We start from the raw sequence: 18,994 nt of genomic DNA, 5'->3' as shown, positions 1-18,994 counted from the left end.
TCCTGTTTTCGGTACAACACTTGCGGATACCCTATGCGCGAGTTCGTATCACGGCGCACCTCCGTCCAGCTCGGCGAGAAGGTGCGCGACGCGCCGGAGCGAATCCGTCGAGGTCATCTCCGCGTGCGCACACGGCACGCGATGCTCCGTCACGTCGCCCCGAACGTAGGGACTCCACAGACCACGCAGATTTCCCCGTTCCTCCGATTCGTGTGCCGCGACGAACAACACGACGTCGCCGTCGAAGGCTCCCGAACGGTGCCCACGGGCCGCGGCTTCCAACGCTGCGCCGGTCCGAACCACGTGCTGAACAACACCGGGGTCGAGTCCCGGGACGTCATCGATCGCGCCAACCGCATCCACGGCGGCGTTCGACGGAACGGACTCCGGCGGGAGCGAATCGAGCAGTACCAGTGCCGCCACCTCTTCTCCCGCCGCGCGCAACTGCACCGCCATCTCATGCGCGATGTTGCCGCCCAAAGACCAGCCGAGCAAGTGGTACGGCCCCTGCGACTGCACCGCTCGCACCTGCGCGATGTACCGGCGCGCCAGTCCCTCCAGGCTGTCGACGCTTTCGTTGGTTGCCTGCAATCCGTACAGCGGCCTGTCGCGCAACTCGTCGGCCAGTCCCGCGTAGCACCAGGCGAGCCCGCTGACGGGGTGAACGCAGAAGAGCGGTGCCGCATCGGGGTTCTCGGGCCGGTTCAGGCGCACGAGCGTCGCCAACGGATCCGGATCCTCGCTTCCGGATTCGATCTGCCGGGCCGTGCCGGCGACCGTTGGATCGGCGAAGAGTGCGGCGAGCGCAACGTCGTAGCCGTACCGTTCCCGTAGCCGCGTCACCAAGCGGACGGCGCCCATGGATGTTCCGCCGAGTTCGAAGAAGCTGCGATCTCGGGGAGCACCGGACAACCCGATCACGTCCGCCATCTCGGCGGCCACGCGCCGCTCGATGATCCCCTCCGGCTCGGCACCGCTCACGTATCCGTCGTCGAAAACCGGTTCCGGCAGCGCGCTCCGGTCGATCTTTCCACCTGCCGACACCGGCATTTCGGCAATCACGGTTACCGCTGCGGGAAGCAGATGGCGGGGCAGCACGCGCTCGAGGTGCGCACGCGGGAATCGCGGTTCGAGGGTGCCTCCACGCCGGGTCGACACGTACGACACCAGCACCGTCTCGCCCGTCGGTCGACACCTCGGCAGAGTGACTGCCGCAACCACCGCCGGGTGCGCCAGTAGTGCAGTGTCGATCTCGGCGGGTTCCACACGCACGCCGTTGATCTGGACCTGGTCGTCACCGCGGCCGATGTACTCGAGGGTGCCGTCACTGCGCAGGCGCACCAGGTCCCCGGTCCGGTAGATCCGCGCCCCCGGTGCACCGAACGGGTCGGCGACGAATCGGCCGGCCGACGTACCGGGCAGCCGGTGGTATCCCTGCGCGAGCCCCGTGCCACCGACGTAGAGTTCACCGACGACACCCACCGGAACCGGATGCAGTCGCCCGTCCAGAACTCGCAGACGCGCGCCGGCCAGGGGCGCCCCGATGTTCACTGCTCCGGTCCCCAACACGTCGCTGCACGTGACGCCGACTGTGCACTCGGTGGGCCCGTAACCGTTGCAAAGATGGTGCCGGGACCAACTGTGCGCCAACGGGACCGGCAACCTCTCGCCTGCCGATACCACGGTCAGGCTCCGAGTGAATCCGGCCGGTTCCAGCGTCGCGAGGACGGTAGGCGTCAGGTTCAGGTGGGTGACGGCCTCGTCCTCGACCACCGCCTGCAAGTCTGCGCCCGCGTAGGCGAACTCCGGTGCACACACCAAGGTCGCCCCGTGCGCGTGCGCCGCGAGCAGTTCGAACACCGACGCGTCGAAGATCGGCGAAGCCGCCTGCAGAACAACGGATTCGTGGGTGACGAGCAGTCGATCGGCCTGTAGATCGACGAGCGCCGACAGTCCCTCGTGCGTTACCGCGACACCCTTGGGCTCCCCGGTCGTCCCCGACGTGTACAGCAGGTAGGCCAGCGACCCGTCCGTCGATCCGCGCGCGCTGTCGAGCACCCGCCGGCGCCTGTCGTCCGGGAGCTTCGGATCGACCGGCACCCAGGCCGCTCCGATTCGGGTGATCGCCCACACGTCGAGCACCCAGTCCGGGCCGCGTACCGCTCGGATCGGGACGACGTCACCCGCGCGGACGCCCTCGGCTCGCAGGAGGTCGGCTCGCTGGGCCGCCGCGACGTCCAGTTGGGCGTACGTCCACTGCCGGTCACCGGCCCGGAGCGCGATTCGGTCGGGATATGTGCGAACCGACCCCGCCAGTATCTCGCGCAGGGTGCGGGCGACCGGGGCCGAGCTCCCGTCCGCGACGGACGGGTCGAGCGCGAGCTCGAGATCACCCACCGGGGTGGCCGCGTCGGCCGTGGCATGAGCCAGCAGGCGCACCCAGGATGTGAGCAACATGTCGGCGGTTCCGCAGTCGAACAGGTCGGTGGCAAACACCAAGCGCACGTCGATACCCGATCCATCCGGTGACTCCACGACATCCCACGCGAGATCGAACTGCGCCGTCGGCGCACCCGCCGCGAGGTCTGCCACCTCCACGCCGGGCAGGCTCGGCAATTCCGGTGTCGCCGTCGAGTGTGCCAGCAGCACTTGGAAGATCGGGTGGTGTGCGGCAGTACGAGTGGGCGCGATGCAGGCCACGACATCGTCGAAGGGCACGTCTCCGTGGGCCAAGGCCGCGAGGTCCACGTCGCGCACCCGTCGGACGAGATCCGCGAACGGTTCGGTCGGATCGACCCGGGTCCGCAGGGCGAGCGTACCCACGAACATCCCGACGAGAGGGGCGAGTCGAGCGTCGGTCCGACCGGCGACGACGGTACCGACCGTGACGTCGTCGCGGCCGCCGAGTCGTGCAAGGAGCGCGGCGAGGGCGGCGTGCAGGACCATGAATGCGCTGACCCCGTGGGTACGCGCCAGATCGGTCACTGCCGCGTGCAGATCCGGACCGATTTCGGCGTGTACGACGCCGCCGCGGTGTGTAGGGACGTCGGGTCGAGGGCGATCGGTCGGTAGATCCAGCGGCGTGTCAGGCGCTCCCGCGAGGGTGTGCGCCCAGTACGCGAGTTGACGACCACCGACAGTGTCCGGATCGCGGACATCGCCGAGCATCTTCGTCTGCCAATGCGCGAAATCGCTGTAGCGCAGCGGAAGCGGCGTCCACGGCGGCGCCGTACCGGCGAGTCGTGCAGCGTACGCGCACTCGAGGTCACGCAGAAGCGGTACGGCCGACGCGCCGTCCAGAGCGATATGGTGCACGGCGATCGCGAGGACCCACTCCGTGTCGTCCACCTGGAACAGACCCGCACGCAGAGCAGCATGTTCCACGAGATCGAGAGGACGCTCGACAAGTTCGCGCACCCGGTGGTCCACGTCGTCAGGATCGACGGATGCAACCGTGTAGTCGATCACGAACCGATCGGCGCTCAACACCCGTTGAGTATGTTCGTCGGGGTAGACGGTCCGGAGCGGCTCGTGGCGTTCGACGACATCGGCCAGCGCCGCCCCGAGTGCGTCCGCAACGAGGGAGCCGTTCAGCCGCAACGTGATCGGCATGACATAGCTCGCCGGGTCCGCGCGGTGCAGCATCCACAGGCGTCGTTGTGCGGGCGCCATGGGCGCAGGTTCGGGGCCGGCCGCTGTCAGCGGAGGTCGGACATCGAGCTCGGAGAGATCGAGCAGACCGGCGAGCGCCGCCAGCGTCACCGATTCGAGAACCGCTCGAGGCGGCACGTCGCGGTGCAGCGCGTCGGCGAGACGGGCGGCTACCTCGACTGCGCCGAGAGAGTGGCCACCGAGCGCGAAGAAGCCGGTGTCGATGTCGACGTCGTGACCGAGGACGTCCCGCACGACGGCCGCGACCAGCACCTCGGTCGACGTGAGTGATCGATCTGAGGTGGTCGCCGCGAGACTGTCCGCCATCGTCGACAGTGCCGCGTGGTCGAGCTTGCCGTTCGGTGTGGTCGGCAGGCTGTCCAGTACGTGCAGGCGAGACGGCACCAACCCCGGTGGCAACTCACCCGCGATGCGAGCGAGGACGGCTGCGGCATCGATACCTGCCCCCGCGACGAATGCGACGAGGACTGGTCCGCGCACGACGACGGCCGCATGACGAACACCGCTGCAGCGCATGAGCGCCGCCTCTACCTGCTCCGGCTCTACCCGGACCCCGCGGACCTTGACCTGCCGATCGACACGCCCGAGGAACACCATCCGCCCATCGGCGAGCACCTGGACGCGGTCTCCGGTGCGGTACATACGGCCCGGGCCGAACACCGATGCAACGAAGCTCGCTGCGGTCAGCGCCTGCGCGCCGAGGTAGCCACGGGCGAGACCGCCGCCGGCGAGGTACAGCTCGCCGACGCCACCGACCGCGACGGGGCGTAGCCGCGTATCCAGGACCGCGACCGAGGTTCCCGGTATCGGTGTGCCGATACCGGTGCAACCGTCGACCTCACCGAGGGTGGCGACGACAGTGCATTCGGTGGGCCCGTAGGCGTCGAGCATCGTGCGGCCCGCCCGCCACCGATCAGCGATCTCCGCGGGGAGACTCTCACCGCCGCTGGCCACCACCCGCAGGTCGTCCAGATCGTCGGATCGAATCGTCGCGAGTACCGATGGGGTGGAGAGGAAGTGGGTCACGCGATGTTGCCGCAGCAGCCCGTGCAGCGCGGGGCCGGCGTACACGTCCGGCGGCGCGACGACCAGTGTCGCGCCCGAAGTGTGCGCGAGCAGAATCTCGAGCACGGCCGCATCGAACGCCGGGTTGTATCCGTGCAGTACCCGATCGCCCGGACCCACGCGGTACCGTCCTCGCGCCGCCGATGCCAGGGCCGCCAGGCCGCGATGCGTCACGGCAACGAGCTTGGGTTCACCGGTCGAGCCCGAGGTCGAGATGACGTATGCGGGCGAATCGACCGACTGCGACTGTCTGGGTGCGGGGACCGGCGCGGCGACGTACGCATCCGTCGGCCCGAACGCCGCCCCGGTCTTGGTGACTGCCCACAGCATGCGGAGCCTGCCCAACGACCGTTCGGGATCGAGGGCCACCACATCCTCGGGTCCTACACCGTGATCCTCGATCAAGCGTCGGGCCAACTCGTCGGACTGCTCGTCGAGCTCTCGGTACGTCACGGCGGCGGAACCGTCGACGACTGCTACACAGTCCGGATGCGCGGCCGCGGTACTGCGCAGCAACCCGGCCAGGGTCCGCGGTGCATCCGCCGCGCAGCCGTGGACGACATCGGTGACCGCGATCGGCAAGTCCTGCACAGTGACGTCGGGCCGTGTTGCTGCGCCGGTGAGAGCACGGACGAACTGGTCCACAAGGCTTCGTGCTGTCTCGGCGCCGAACTTCGAGGCGTCGTAGACCAGGGTGCCGTGGAATCCTGCTGCCCCGCTTCGTGACAGCGTGAACTGGAGATCGAACTTCGCCGCGTCCTCGGCGAGTTCGTGGGATTCGATTTCGAGGTCGCCGATCCGCACGATCGGCGGGGTGAAGTCCTGGAGGGCGACCGCTACCTGCGGCATCCGGGCCCCGGCGGCGGTGAGAACTTCCTCGATCGGGACCGCGGCCCGGTCGAATGCCGCGACATCGGTGTCTCGAGCCTGTGCGAGCAGCGCGCCGAACGGCATGTCCGACTCCACCCGGGTGCGCAGCACGACGGTGTCGACGAACAGCCCGACGAGGGAGTCGAGTTGCGGGTATCTGCGGCCTGCCACCACCGCGACCACTCCCACGTCGGCGCCACCGCAGAGCCGTGACAGGAGCGCAGCGAGCGCGGCGTGGATCACCATGAACTCGGTAGCGTGATGGGCCGTCGCGAGCTCCGTGATCGCCCGCGCAGTGTCCTCGTCGAGCGCGAACTCCACGGTCGCGCCAGTTCCCGGTGCGGCGCTCCCCGCCTCGATCGGCAGCACGACCGGATCGAAGCCATCGAGTTCCCGCTGCCAGAACCCGAGATCCGCGCCGTCCGTGACCCGCGCACGCTCCCAGACCGCGTAGTCGGCGTACTGCAGCGGCAACGGATCCCAGCGGGGAGGGGCACCTGCGTGGCGGGCCCGGTACGCCTCTCTCAGGTCGGCGAGCAGCACCGCGACCGAGGTGCCGTCGGCGGCGAGGTGGTCGATCGTCACCTCCAGGACGTGCCGGTCGGCGCCGTCCTCACGCAGGCGCACGTCCAGTGCTCCCGGAGGCTGATCGGACGCGGCACTCCTCAACGGCCGAACGACGTCCTCCGCCGCCGCGACGATCGCGTGCGGCCCGTCAGCGTCGACGGCGAACGACGTCCGCAGGGACTCGTGCCGCACCAGGACGTCGGCGAGCGCGGCGTCCAATGCATCCACGTCGAGCGGCCCCCGGAACACCACACGAGCCGGCAGCCGGTACGCCTCCTCCCTGCTGACTCCGCGCAGTGCCCACATGCGGCTCTGGCTACGGCTCAGGGGAATCCGATCCGGCCGCGAGACGGCGACCGGGCCGGGGTCGATCTCGGCGAACCGGCTCCGATCCAATTCCGCGGCGAGTTCGGCGACGGTCGGGGCAGCGAAGAGCAACCGCAGCGGGACATCCGTATGGGTGGAAGCACGCAATTGTGCGACCACGCTGGTGGCCAGCAGCGAGTCGCCGCCGACGGAGAAGAAGTCGTCGGTCCGACCGACTCGGGCGCCGAGCGCGGCCGAGAAGGCGTCGGCGACGAGTTCCTCCGTCGTGGTTACCGGTCCGGTGGCCGAGTCGAGCACAGGTTCCGGCAACCGTTCGACGTCGATCTTCCCGTTCGCGGTGAGAGGGATCTCGGCGACGCCGACAACCGACGCGGGCACCATGTACGACGGCAACGCCGCGGCCAGGTTGCGGCGCAGCTCGGTGACGTCGGCATCGGCGGGAACGACGTACGAGACCAGGACCGGCGATCCCGTCGTCCCAACCCGTGCGACCGTCGCGGCGGCCGACACCGCCCCGCTCCGGGTGAGGACGGCGTCGATCTCCGCCGGTTCGATCCGGATCCCACGGATCTTCACCTGATGGTCGTTACGTCCGCAGAACTCCAGGACCGGTCCGCGCGCGCCGCTCACCCACCGAACGAGGTCACCGGTCCGGTACCAGCGTCGACCGTTCTCTCCCGCAACGAATCTCGCCGACGTTGTCACAGGTGCGCCCGCGTATCCGTGTGCGACGCGATCACCGGCCAGATACAGTTCGCCGGTCACCCCCGGCGGCACCGGCCGCAGTCGCACGTCGAGAACTACCGCGTCGATCCCTCGGGCGGGGCTGCCGATCACCGCCGGATCCCCGGGACCGAGTGGGCCGGCGAAGGTCGCGAACACCGTCGATTCGGCGGGGCCGTAGCCGTTGTAGAGGCGGCATTCGGGCCCCCAATGCCGCACGAGATCCGGCATGACTCGCTCGCCTCCGAGCATCAGTGCCTCGAGGTCCGGCAGGTCCCGTGGACCCACCGTTGCGAGGACCGACGGTGTCATGCAGGCGTGGGTGATCCGCTCGCGTCGGAGCAGATCGGCCAGCCCGGAACCGCCGTAGGCCTCGACCGGCGCCACCACCAACGGCGCCCCTGCGGCGCCCGCAACCAACATCTCCAGTAGGGCCGCATCGAATCCCGGAGACGCCACGTGGAGCACACGCGACTGCGGACTTGCCGCGAACACGTCGCGCAGGTCGGCTGCCAGCGCGCCGAGGCCTCGGGACGTGAGCACCACTCCCTTCGGTCGCCCGGTCGAGCCCGAGGTGAACACGACGTACGCCGGCTGATCCGGAAGCACCTCGGGCAGTGGAACGTCGGTGTCGCCGACGGCCGCGACGTCGATCCACTGCGTGTCTCCGGGTAGCTCCGCCACGAGATCGGCCGCAGTGACACCGAGGCGCGCCCGGGACTGCTCGAGCATCGCGGCGATCCGGTGGATCGGGTGAGTGGGATCGACCATCACCGGGGCGGCTCCGGTCCGGGAGATCGCCCACACCGCGAGCACCGACTCGAACGACCGCGGCAGCGCACATGCGACGGGTACCCCCGGCCCCGCGCCCCGGGCGCCCAGGGCTGCCGCCAGGCCCTCCGCGCGATCGACGAGATCGCGATAGGAGACTTCGATGCCTGGCGCCACGACCGCTGCCCTGCTGCCGCCACGGCGGGCCCCGTCGGACAGCAGTGCCCACAGACCGACCGGCGTGCCGGCTTCCCCCGAGGCCGGCACCAGTGATGCCCGCTCGACATCGGTCAGCAGGTCGACGTCTCCGACCACCTTCGCGGGATCGTCCGTCACGGCGTCGAGGAACATCTCGAACCGCTCGGCGAACGCGGTGACGGTGTCGTGATCGTAGAGATCACTCCGATAGGCGAATTCGAGTTCGAGGGCACCCGGGGTCTCGGTGACCGTCAACTGGAGATCGAACTGGACGGTGTCCTGCGCCGCGGGCTCGGCCGTGACCACCAGCCCCGAGAGGTCGATCCGCACCGTCTCGGGACGGCGCATCGACAGCGCCACCTGAAACAGCGGATGGCGAGCGGAATCCCGGAGCGGGGCGAGCCGTTCGACGATCGTCTCGAACGGGGTGTCGGCGTGGGCGAACGCCTCGACGTCGCGGCGCCGGACGTGTTCGAGCAAACTCGCGAACGAACCGTCCCCGTCGACATCGGTCCGCAGGACCACCGTCGAGGCGAACATTCCGACCACGTCGTCGAATCTCGGATCTCCCCGGCCCGCCACCGCCGTACCGATCACGACGTCCGCGGAGCCGTTGTGCCGTGCCAGCACCGCGGCCAGAACCGCGTGCAGGACCATGAAACTCGTCGCGCGATGTCGGCGAGCCGTGGCCACAACCCGGGTCGCCAGTTCGGTCCCCAGTCGCACCCCGACGGTGGCCGAGCGCGTCGAGCTCGTGCCGGATCGCGGACGATCGTTCGGGAGGGTGCACTCGTCCGGGACACCGTCCAGTGCCGCCGACCAGTACTCCAGTCCGTCCTCGCCGGCCGAGGTCTGCCAACGGGCGTAGTCGATGTACTCGATGGCCGGGACCGGCAACTGCGGTACGTGCCCGGCTGCCCGGGACCGATACGCCTGCGCGAGGTCTCGAAGCAGGGGTGTGAGCGACCATTCGTCGGCGGCGATGTGGTGAACGACGACAGCCAGCGTGTGGCGGATGGGACCGGTCCGGTAGAGACGCGCGCGAATCGGCGGCTCGGTTGCCACGTCGAACGGCGCGGTCGCGAAGGCTCGAGCCGTGTCCGACAACATGTCCGGCGCAATCGCGACGGGACCGAGGTCGAGGTCGGGGACGTCGAGCACCTGCTGGACCGGTCCGCTCGCGACGGTCGGATACACCGTGCGCAGGATCCGATGCCGTTCGATCACATCGTGGAGCGCGCACGCCAGCGCGTCCTCGACCAGTTCACCGTCGAAGTGCAGCAGGAACGGAAGGTTGTACATCGCGGAGTCCGGAGCAAAGTTCTGCTGGAACCAGAGTCGCCTTTGCGCGGGCGACAGCGGACCGGTCGTCGCTGCCGGCGTGGACGGCCGAGGACCTTCGCACCGTGCACCCCCACCCACCCGTTCCTCGACGACCAGGGCGAGTTCGGCCACCGTGGTCGCCTCGAACACGTCCCGCACTCCGACGTCGGCCCCGGTGATCGCAGCGAGTCGACCGGCGAGCCTGGTTGCCAGCAACGAGTTACCACCGAACTCGAAGAAGTCGTCGCCACGTCCCACTCGGTCGGCGCCGAGCAGTTCGCGGTAGACACCCGCAACGATTTCCTCGAACGGACCCCGTGGCCCGGTAGCTGTCTCCGCAGCAGGGGCGGGTACCGACGGTGTCGGCAGCGCCGCGAGATCGACCTTGCCGTTGGCACTCGACGGCAAGTGGTGGACCGCTACCACCACCGCGGGAACCATGTAGTCCGGCAGGATCGTTCGCAATGCACGGATCACCGTGCGTGAGTCGATATCCGGGTCCTGCCGCCCGACTCGGGGCACCGCACCCACCACGTACGCGACCAGCCGACCGTCCCGCACGTCGATCGCGGAATCGACGATCTCCGGGAGCCTGGACAGTGCCGCCCGGATCTCGCCTGGCTCGATGCGGTGACCGCGAATCTGGAGCTGACCGTCCGCCCGGCCCCGGTACTCGAGCATCCCGTCGTTGCGTAGCCGAGCCAGGTCACCCGTCCGATACCGGAGTTTGCCGTCGACATCCGCCACGAACCGGACGGCACTCAGACCCGCCCGTCCCCGGTAGCCGCGAGCGACCTGCGGTCCGGAGACGTACATCTCGCCGATCGCGCCGCGCGGCACCGGCCGGAGGAGCCGGTCGAGCAGTTGCACGCCGGTACCGGGCAGTGGAACACCGATCACACTTCGACCTGCCGGCGCCGATCGGACCTCCGTCCACGTGGCGTGCACGGTGGTCTCGGTGATGCCGAACATGTTGACCGCTCGAAGGTTCCGATGTCGCTCGAGCCAGCCACGAACGCGGTCCCCGTCCAGCGGCTCACCGCCGAAGATCAGCAGACGCAGCGACAGGTCCGCCGGGTCTCCGCTCACCTCGGCCAACTGGCCGAACGCGGTCGGCGTCTGGTTCAGCACGGTCACCCGCTCAGCGACGAGCAGCTTCCGGAACTCCTCGGGGCTGCGGGCCACGAAGTGATCGACCACGACGACGCGTCCCCCGGTGGTCAACGGCCCCCAGATCTCCCACGCAGAGAAGTCGAAGGACGGCGAGTGGAACATCGTCCACACGTCGGAAGGACCGAAGCCCAACCCCGCGTATGTGTTGGTCAGGAGCGCGAGCACGTTCGCGTGGGTCACCGCGACACCCTTCGGTGTTCCGGTCGACCCGCTCGTGTAGATCACGTAGGCGGTGCGGTCGGGGTCGCATGCCACATCGATACTTCCGCATCGATCCAGTTCGCTTGCTGCGAAGTCCATGTCGAGGGTGATCGAGCGCTCCGGGGCGGCGAACCCGTCGTGGCACACCACAAGCGCAGCCTGCGCCTGGCGGATCAGCGCGTTCAGGCGCTCGGGCGGCTGGGTGACGTCGAGTGGGAGGTAGGCCGCGCCCACGCGGACCGCGGCCAGCATCGCGACGATCAGGTCGGGTGAGCGGGGCAGCGCAATCGCGACGACGTCCTCCGCCCCGATTCCCTCGCGCACGAGGCGGCGGGCGAAGGCCCTCGAACGCGAGTCGAGGTCGGCGTAGGTCATGCGATCGTCACCGCATACGATCGCGATCGCATCTGGAGACTCGGCAGCCCGTTGTGCGAAGAGCTCCCCCAACGAGCCTGCCGCGGTGGTGATCCCGGCCTGCAAATGGTCAGCGTCCGCGCCGAGCAGGGGGCGACGCGCGTCCATCGGACGTGCGCTCAGGTCGATCGAACCGACGACGATCGTCGGATCGTCCGAGACCGCTTCCAAGATCCGAAGCAGCCACGGCGCCCACCTTGCTACGGACTCGTGGTCGAACAGTGCACGCGGGTACGTGAGGCTACCGTCGAGTCCCGCCGCCTCCCCCATGTCCGCGTCCCGCGCCCGCAGCCGGACCTCGAGATCGAACCGGGTTCGCTCACTGGACAGTTCACGGGTCGTCACCTGCAGACCGGGCAGCTCGACCTCGTCCGGCACGAAGTTCTCGTACGCGAGCATCACCTGGAAGAGCGGATGATGGGCGGTCGGGGGACGCCGCGTCAGGTGAGCGACGACTTCGTCGAACGGCAGGTCCGCATGGGCAAAGGCATCGATGTCGACGCGGCGGGTACGGGCGAGCAGATCGGCGAAGGACCGGTGCGGATCGACACGGGTTCGCAGGGTGACGGTTCCGACGAGCATTCCCACCACCTCGTCCAGGCGAGGATCGGTACGCCCGGAGACCGGCGATCCGACACTGATGTCGTCTGTACCGGCCAACTTGCCGAGCAGCACGGCCAGCGCCGCGTGCAGCACCATGAACAGGGTCGAGTCATATTCGCGTGCGATCTTTTCCAACGCCGCCTGCAGGTTCGCCGGCACCTCGAACCGCACGGTGCCGGAAGTTGCAGTCTCGATCGGCCCGCCACGCGGCCGGTCGCTGGGCAACGCGAGGGGCGGTGCATCCGCGTCCAGAACAGATCGCCAGTAGGAGAGATCCCGATGCGCGCGACTCTCCGGGGCGGCGGGGTCACCGAGCACGGTCCGGTGCCAGCGGGCATAGTCGGCGAACTGGATCTCGAGGGACGGCCAGTGGGGCGCCTGGCCTGCGCGGCGCGCGGTGTAGGAATGGGCCAGATCACGGGAGAGCAGCACCGCCGACAACCCGTCCACCGCGATGTGGTGGGCCACCACGGCGAGCGTGTGATGGTTCCCGTCGAGTCGGTACAACTGCAGGCGCACTGGATGTTCCATCGCGAGGTCGAACTCCGACGAGGCGAGCGCGTCCAGTTCCGATTCACACCCGCCCGGAGTGTCGACGACCGCCGGGACGGGCGCCGGGGCCTCCACGATCTGTACCGGGCCGTCGCCGTTGTCGGAGATCACGGTCCGTAGAGCCGGGTGCCGCTCCAGCACATCGCCGATGGCCCGGCGCAGAGCAACCGTGTCGAGGTCGCCCTCGAAGTCCAATGCGAATGCGATGTTGTCACTACCGGACCGGTCGACGCGGTTCAGCAGCCACATCCTCTGCTGCGCGGGGGCCAGCGGCGCGGGTCCCGACGACGCCGGCGCCGTCGGGAACTCCGGCAGATCGTCCCGGCCCCACAGAGTGGCCGCAAGTTCTGCGACAGTGGGATTCTCGAAAACATCGCGGACATCTACCCGCTTGCCGAGTACGCTGCCGAGGCGTGCGACCAGTCGAGTGGCCGACAGGGAGTCGCCCCCAAGTGCAAAGAAGTCCGTGTCCCGGCCCACTGCTTCGGCCGAGAGAACCTCCTGCACAACACGGCCGACCATCTCCTCCGCCGGCCCGCGGAGGCCCGTGTCGGACGTCGACGGACGGGCGGGACTCGGCAACGCGGACCGGTCGATCTTTCCGGCCGTCGTGAGCGGCACTGCGTCGAGGACTTGGACGATGCCCGGCACCATGTGCCGGGGCAGTCGGTCGGCGGCGTATCGGCGCACCTGTTCGGTGTCGATGAGGCCGGAGCCGTGCACGTAGGCGACGACGATTCCCTCATGCAGGGCAACGACAGCGGCTTCCACGTCGGAATGCCCGGCAATCGCGGTCTCGATCTCACCCAATTCGACACGGATACCACGGATCTGGACCTGATCATCGACACGTCCCACGAACTCGAGTTGCCCGTCCGGACGCCGCCGGACCAGATCGCCGGTGCGGTACATCCGGCCGGGGCCGAACACCGAGGCCACGAAACGTTCCGCGGTCCGAGCGGGCTGCCCCAGGTATCCGCGAGCGAGTCCCGGACCGGACAGGTACAGCTCACCGACCACACCGACCGCAACCGCTCGCAACCCACGATCCAACACCGCTGCCGTCATTCCATCGATCGGCGCGCCGATCGGGGTGGAACCGCCGTTGTCGTCGAGTCGACCGATGGTCGCGACGACGGTCACCTCGGTGGGACCGTAGAGATTCAGAAGGGTCCGACCCGCGCCCCACCGGACGGCGACGTCCGCGGCGCACGCCTCACCGCCGAGCCCGACCACACGTAGTTGGTCGAGTCCTTCGGGCGGGATACCCGACGCGACGGAGGGAGTGGTGAACCAGTGCGTGATGCGTTGCGACTCGAGAACTTCCGCCAGTGCGGGGCCGCCGAATGCTCCCGGCGGCAGGAGCACGACGGTCGCCCGGGTCCCGAACCCCATCAGATACTCGAGGACGGATGCGTCGAACGACGGCGATGCACCGATCAACACCCGGGAGTTCTCGGTCACGGCGAACTCCCGGCGCAGCGCCGTCGCGAGCGGCGCCAGGCCGCGGTGCGTCACGACGACACCCTTGGGCGCGCCCGTCGTCCCCGAGGTGTAGATCGCGTACGCCGGATTGTCCGGATGCGGGGGAACGAACCGGTACTCGCTGTTCGACGGTGCGACCGAGTTGTCCGCCTGGGGATCGATCCGCGTGACCCATTGCGGCAGAACCGCACTCCGATCGGCAACAACGAATCGTGTACCCGCGTCCGCGAGGATGGCCTCGATGCGTCGCCGCGGCTGGGCCGGGTCGACAGGTACGAACGCCGCACCGGTCCGAGCGACGGCCAACACGGCGGTCATCGCGTCGATCGAGCGTGGCAGGAGGACGCCGACGAAGTCCTCGGGACCGACACCGAGCCGCGCGAGACGGCGTGCCAGTGCCTCCGCCACCGAACCGATGTCGACGAGCTTGCCCTCCTCGTCACAGATCCGCGTCGGACCTCCGAGCACCTCGCGCAACGTGGCAACGGCGTAGTTCGACGGCCCCCGGTCGACGGGCCCCGCGGGAAGCAGGTCGGCAATCCGCGCCGTCGGGTCCGCCACCGCAGACTCGAGCACTTCACGCAACAGCGCCGCCCACCCGCGGACGGTTCCGCCGTCCAGGATGCTCTCGTCGTAGGTGAGGCACAGTTCCACCTCGGTGCCCGGCCGCTCCCGGATGGCGACTTCAAGGTCGAATCGCGCGTCAGTCCCTGTCAGCTCGCGTCCGACGAAGTTCAGATCCGACACCCGCATCACCGGATCGTCGAAGTGCTCGTAGGTGAGCACCGCCTGAAACGAAACGCCCGCGCCCAGAAGCTCCTGCACGCTGTCGAACGGAGTCGCGCTGTGCACGAATGCCTCGATGTCGTCGGCGCGGACCGCGTCGAGCAATCGGTCGAAGGTCTCCTCGGGAGTGACCTGGGCACGCAACGCGATCGTGCCGACGAACATGCCGACCAGCGCGTCCAGGGCGGGATCTCCACGTCCCGCGTCCACGGTTCCGACCACGGTGTCGCGGGATCCGGTCAGAGCCGACAGGACCACGGCGAGGGCGGCGTGCACGAGCATGAAGACGGTCGTGTCGTGCTGTCGGGCTGTGCGGTGGAGAGCGTTTCGCACCTCGGCGCCGAGCGTAGTGGTGATGCGTCCGGCAGAGCCGGCCAGCGGGCCCCGGGTCCGGTCGAGGGGAAGGCCCGGAACGTCCGCGGCACCGGCCAGCGCCGACGTCCAGTGGTCGAGGTCGTCGTCCCGGACGCCGGAGTCGAGCACAGTCTGATGCCACTGCGCATAGTCCGTGTATGTGACCGGCAGAGGCGCCCATGCCGGCTCCTCGCCCGCCGCCCGTGCACGGTAGGCGCTCACCAGGTCGTTCACCAGGGGCCCGAAGGACAGACCGTCGAGGGCGATGTGGTGAGCCACGACGACGAGTACGTGATGATCGGCGTCGAATCGCTGGAGCCTGAATCGGACCGGCACGTCCGACGCGAGCGAGAACGGTCGGCTGACGAATTCTGCTGCATCGCTATCGGACTCGGCTCTTGACGTGACGTCGACGACGGTCGGAACCGTGAACGCCTCCTCGACAGGCAACACGTGCCGCTCCGGCCCGAGGTCACCGTCGTGGATCACCGTACGCAGCGGGGAGTGCCGAACCATCACGTCCCGTAGAGCCGAGGTGAGGGAATCACCTGACAGCGGTCCGCGCATCTCCACCGCGAACGGCACGTGATAGGCGGTACTGTCGCGTCGAGTCTGCGCATGTAGCCACAGCCGCCGCTGAGCGGGCGCGAGCGAGTTCGACTCCGTCGCACCCCCGACCAGCGCGGTCCGCTCGTCGACGCCGGCCACCGACCCCGCCAGCCCGGCCACCGTGCGCTGCTCGAAGACGTCCTTGACGGTGATCCGTCGACCGGTCGCGGATGCGAGGCGGCCGGCGAGCTGGGTGGCATCGAGCGAATTGCCGCCGAGCACAAAGAAGTCGGCGGACGCATCCCGAACCTCGGCGCCCAGCACCTCACCCATCGCATCGGCGATCAACGCCTCGAGCGGGCCGTGTACCGCGCGCGCGTCGGCGTCCTCTGCGGGCGGCGCCATCGCGGCCAATGCCGAGCGGTCGATCTTGCCGCCCGGGGTGAGCGGCAGGAACTCGACGACGAGGATCCTGTCGGGAACCATGTGGCGCGGGAGTCGAGCCGTCAGCCACTTGTGCAGGTCCCTCGCCGTCGGGGAGCGGCCCGATACGTAGGAGTGCAGCCGACCGTCACGTTGTACCGTCGCGGCGCCGTCGACGTCGGGGTGTGTCACGAGCGCGGCATCCACGTCACCCGGCTCGACACGGATGCCGCGGATCTGGATCTGGTTGTCGGCTCGGCCGACGAATTCGAGTTGACCGTCGACACCCCAACGCACCAGGTCGCCGGTTCGATACATCCGGTCGCCCCCGAATACCGAGGCGACGAAGCGCTCGGCGGTGAGCCCCGGACGGGCACCGTACCCCCGTGCCAGGGCAGGACCGATCACATAGAGCTCGCCGACGACGCCCGGCGGCACCACCCGGAGTCGCCGGTCGAGCACCACCAGCGACGTTCCGTCGACAGGCCGCCCGATCGGCACGGACGGCAACCGCGTGAGGATCTCGGGATCGAGTTCTCCGCTGACCGACGCGAGGATCGTCGTCTCGGTGGGACCGTACGCATTGACCATCGTGCGGCCCTCTGCCCACCGACGTGCGACGGGAATCGGGAGCGCCTCACCGCCGGCGTCCAACATTCGCAGGTGCGGCAGCCCCACGCTGGACGTCGCCGCCAGCACGGCCGGTGCCGAAACCAGATGGGTGACGGCGCGGTCCCCCATCAGACGCGTGAGAGCCTCACCCGCAACGGTATCCGGATCGGCCACGACCAGGACAGCACCGGCGTCCGCAGCCGTCAGGATCTCCTGGATAGACGCATCGAACGTGGGAGACGCGATGTGCAGGACACGAGAGTCCTCCGTGACCGCGTATCGCGAACGGAGCGTCGAGAGCAGTCCGGCGATCCCGCGGTGGGAGACCACCACGGGCTTCGGACGTCCGGTCGAGCCGGAGGTGTGAACGATCCACGCCGGATTGTCCGGCCGCAGAGGCCGGACGCGATCCGCGTCCGTGACCGGTTCGGTCGACCAGTCGTCGGCCGCGATATCGACGCGGATCACCTCGGGCGGCAACGCGACATCCTGCTCGGCGAAGACAACCTCGATGCCATCGAGGTGTTGCGTCAGGCGCAGCGACGGAAGATCCGGGTCGACCGGTACGTACGCAGCACCGGTCTTCGCCACTGCCCACAGCGCGAGTACCGAGGCGGGGGATCGGGGAAGTGCAACCGCGACGGCACCTTCCGGACCGCAGCCCAGCGAGATCAACCGCCGAGCGAGCGCCGACGAGCGGGCGTCGAGGTCCCGATACGTGAGTGTGGTGTCGCCGCTGACGAGGGCGGCTTCCGCGCTCGCGGCGTGACGGGTGAGCGCCTCGGGGAGCAAGGTGATCTCAGCACCGATGTCGGCGCCGCGGACAGGCTCGACGGACGCCGACTCTCCGGGTCGCCCGAGGGGAAGGTCACCCACCCGTCGGTGCCCAGAGGAGACGAACTCCCCCGCGAAATCAAGGAACCGGGAATGGTGTCGCTCCAGTGAATCCTGCGAGTAGCGCGCTGGATTGGCCTCGAAATCCACTCGGGTCGCGCGATCGCCCGACCCTGGATACACGGTCAGCGACAGATCGTCGACAGGCCCGGTCGAGAGAATATGCAGTTCACCTTCGGCCTCGCCGAACACCGAGTGCCGAGGGAACTGCATGATGTTCACGACCGGTCCGAACACCCCGCCCAACCCGGACCCGTGGACCGCGGAGTCCGGCATCTCATCCAGCATCGCGTCGTAGCGGAAGCGCTGATGCCGCAAAGCACCGGTGATCTCCAACTGGACTCGTCGGATCAGGTCCTCGACGGTGCCCTCAGGATCTACGAACACCCGCAGCGGCACGACGTTCGAGACCGATCCTGCTGACCGGCGCAGCAAAGCGGTGGTACGGGCAGAGACCGGCAGGCTGAGAGCGATGTCATCGACGCCCGTCACCCGCGACACGTACGCGGCAAACGACGCAACGAGCGTGGGGACTTCCGGCACGGGTGCGGAATCCGCGTGGTCCAGCGCCTCGAGAAAGCGTTCCGGAAGAACACCGGCTGTGCGCAGCGCAGGTGTTGACAACGTCCCCACCCGGTCGGCCAGTGACACGACCTGCGGCAGCGCCGCCAGTCGCTCACGCCAGTACTCGCGGTCGAGTTCCTCGCGCCGGCTCCCGGAGTAGGCCTCGACACTCCTGTACAGCTCTTCGACCGGCGCGCAGGCACATTGCGGCGGCTCCACACCGCTGACCATCGCGGTGTAGAGCTCGGAGATGCGCTTGGTCAGGACTTGCGCGGCCGAGCCGTCCATCACGAGGTGGTGTGCGAAACAGTGCAGATAATGCCGGTCGTTTCCCAGCCGGATGAGCGTCATCTCCGCAAGCCGATCCGAGAACGGGTCGATCGGTCGGGACGTTCGGTCGGTCATCCACTCGATTGCCGCAGTGTGAGGATCGTCCGCACCACCGAGATCCAGAAACCTCGGCGCGTCATCGATGTCCAGGACAGGCCGCTGGTGCGGTTCACCGTCTACGTCGACGAGAACAACCGTGCCGGATTCGATGTCGCGGGCGGCACGGTCGCATGCGGCCAGGAAGGCCGGGCGATCGAGCGGCCCACGCAGATCCAGATACTGCGCGACTGTCAGGGCAGTGTCGGGCGTCAGCTGTTGAGCGAACAGAAGCGCTCTCTGTGATGGCGCAAGCGGAAACGAACGCAAGCGCGCACCCCCTCTTATCCGGCAGGTATCCCGACAGCTCCACCGCTGGCACGCAAGCGCGCTCGAGCGGAACCCACCCGATCCAACCTGCCTGGATCGGGTAGGAATAACTTACTGTGCGAGTGCACCATTCACCAGTTGAACGCCCGACCAATTCTCGATCCGGGTTAGC

Annotated in this window: 1 protein-coding gene; it reads right to left on the bottom strand. The window is 68.7% G+C overall.

Annotated features, from left to right (window positions below):
- Positions 1–48: 48 nt before the first annotated feature.
- Complete coding sequence (locus DEU38_RS12180) at positions 49–18,822, bottom strand: amino acid adenylation domain-containing protein (protein ID WP_114721480.1); 18,774 nt, start codon at positions 18,820–18,822, stop codon at positions 49–51.
- Positions 18,823–18,994 lie beyond the last annotated feature (172 nt).

This window comes from Rhodococcus sp. AG1013 (assembly GCF_003350365.1).
Taxonomy (GTDB): Bacteria; Actinomycetota; Actinomycetes; order Mycobacteriales; family Mycobacteriaceae; genus Prescottella.
This window is presented reverse-complemented; position numbering and strand designations above follow the sequence as displayed.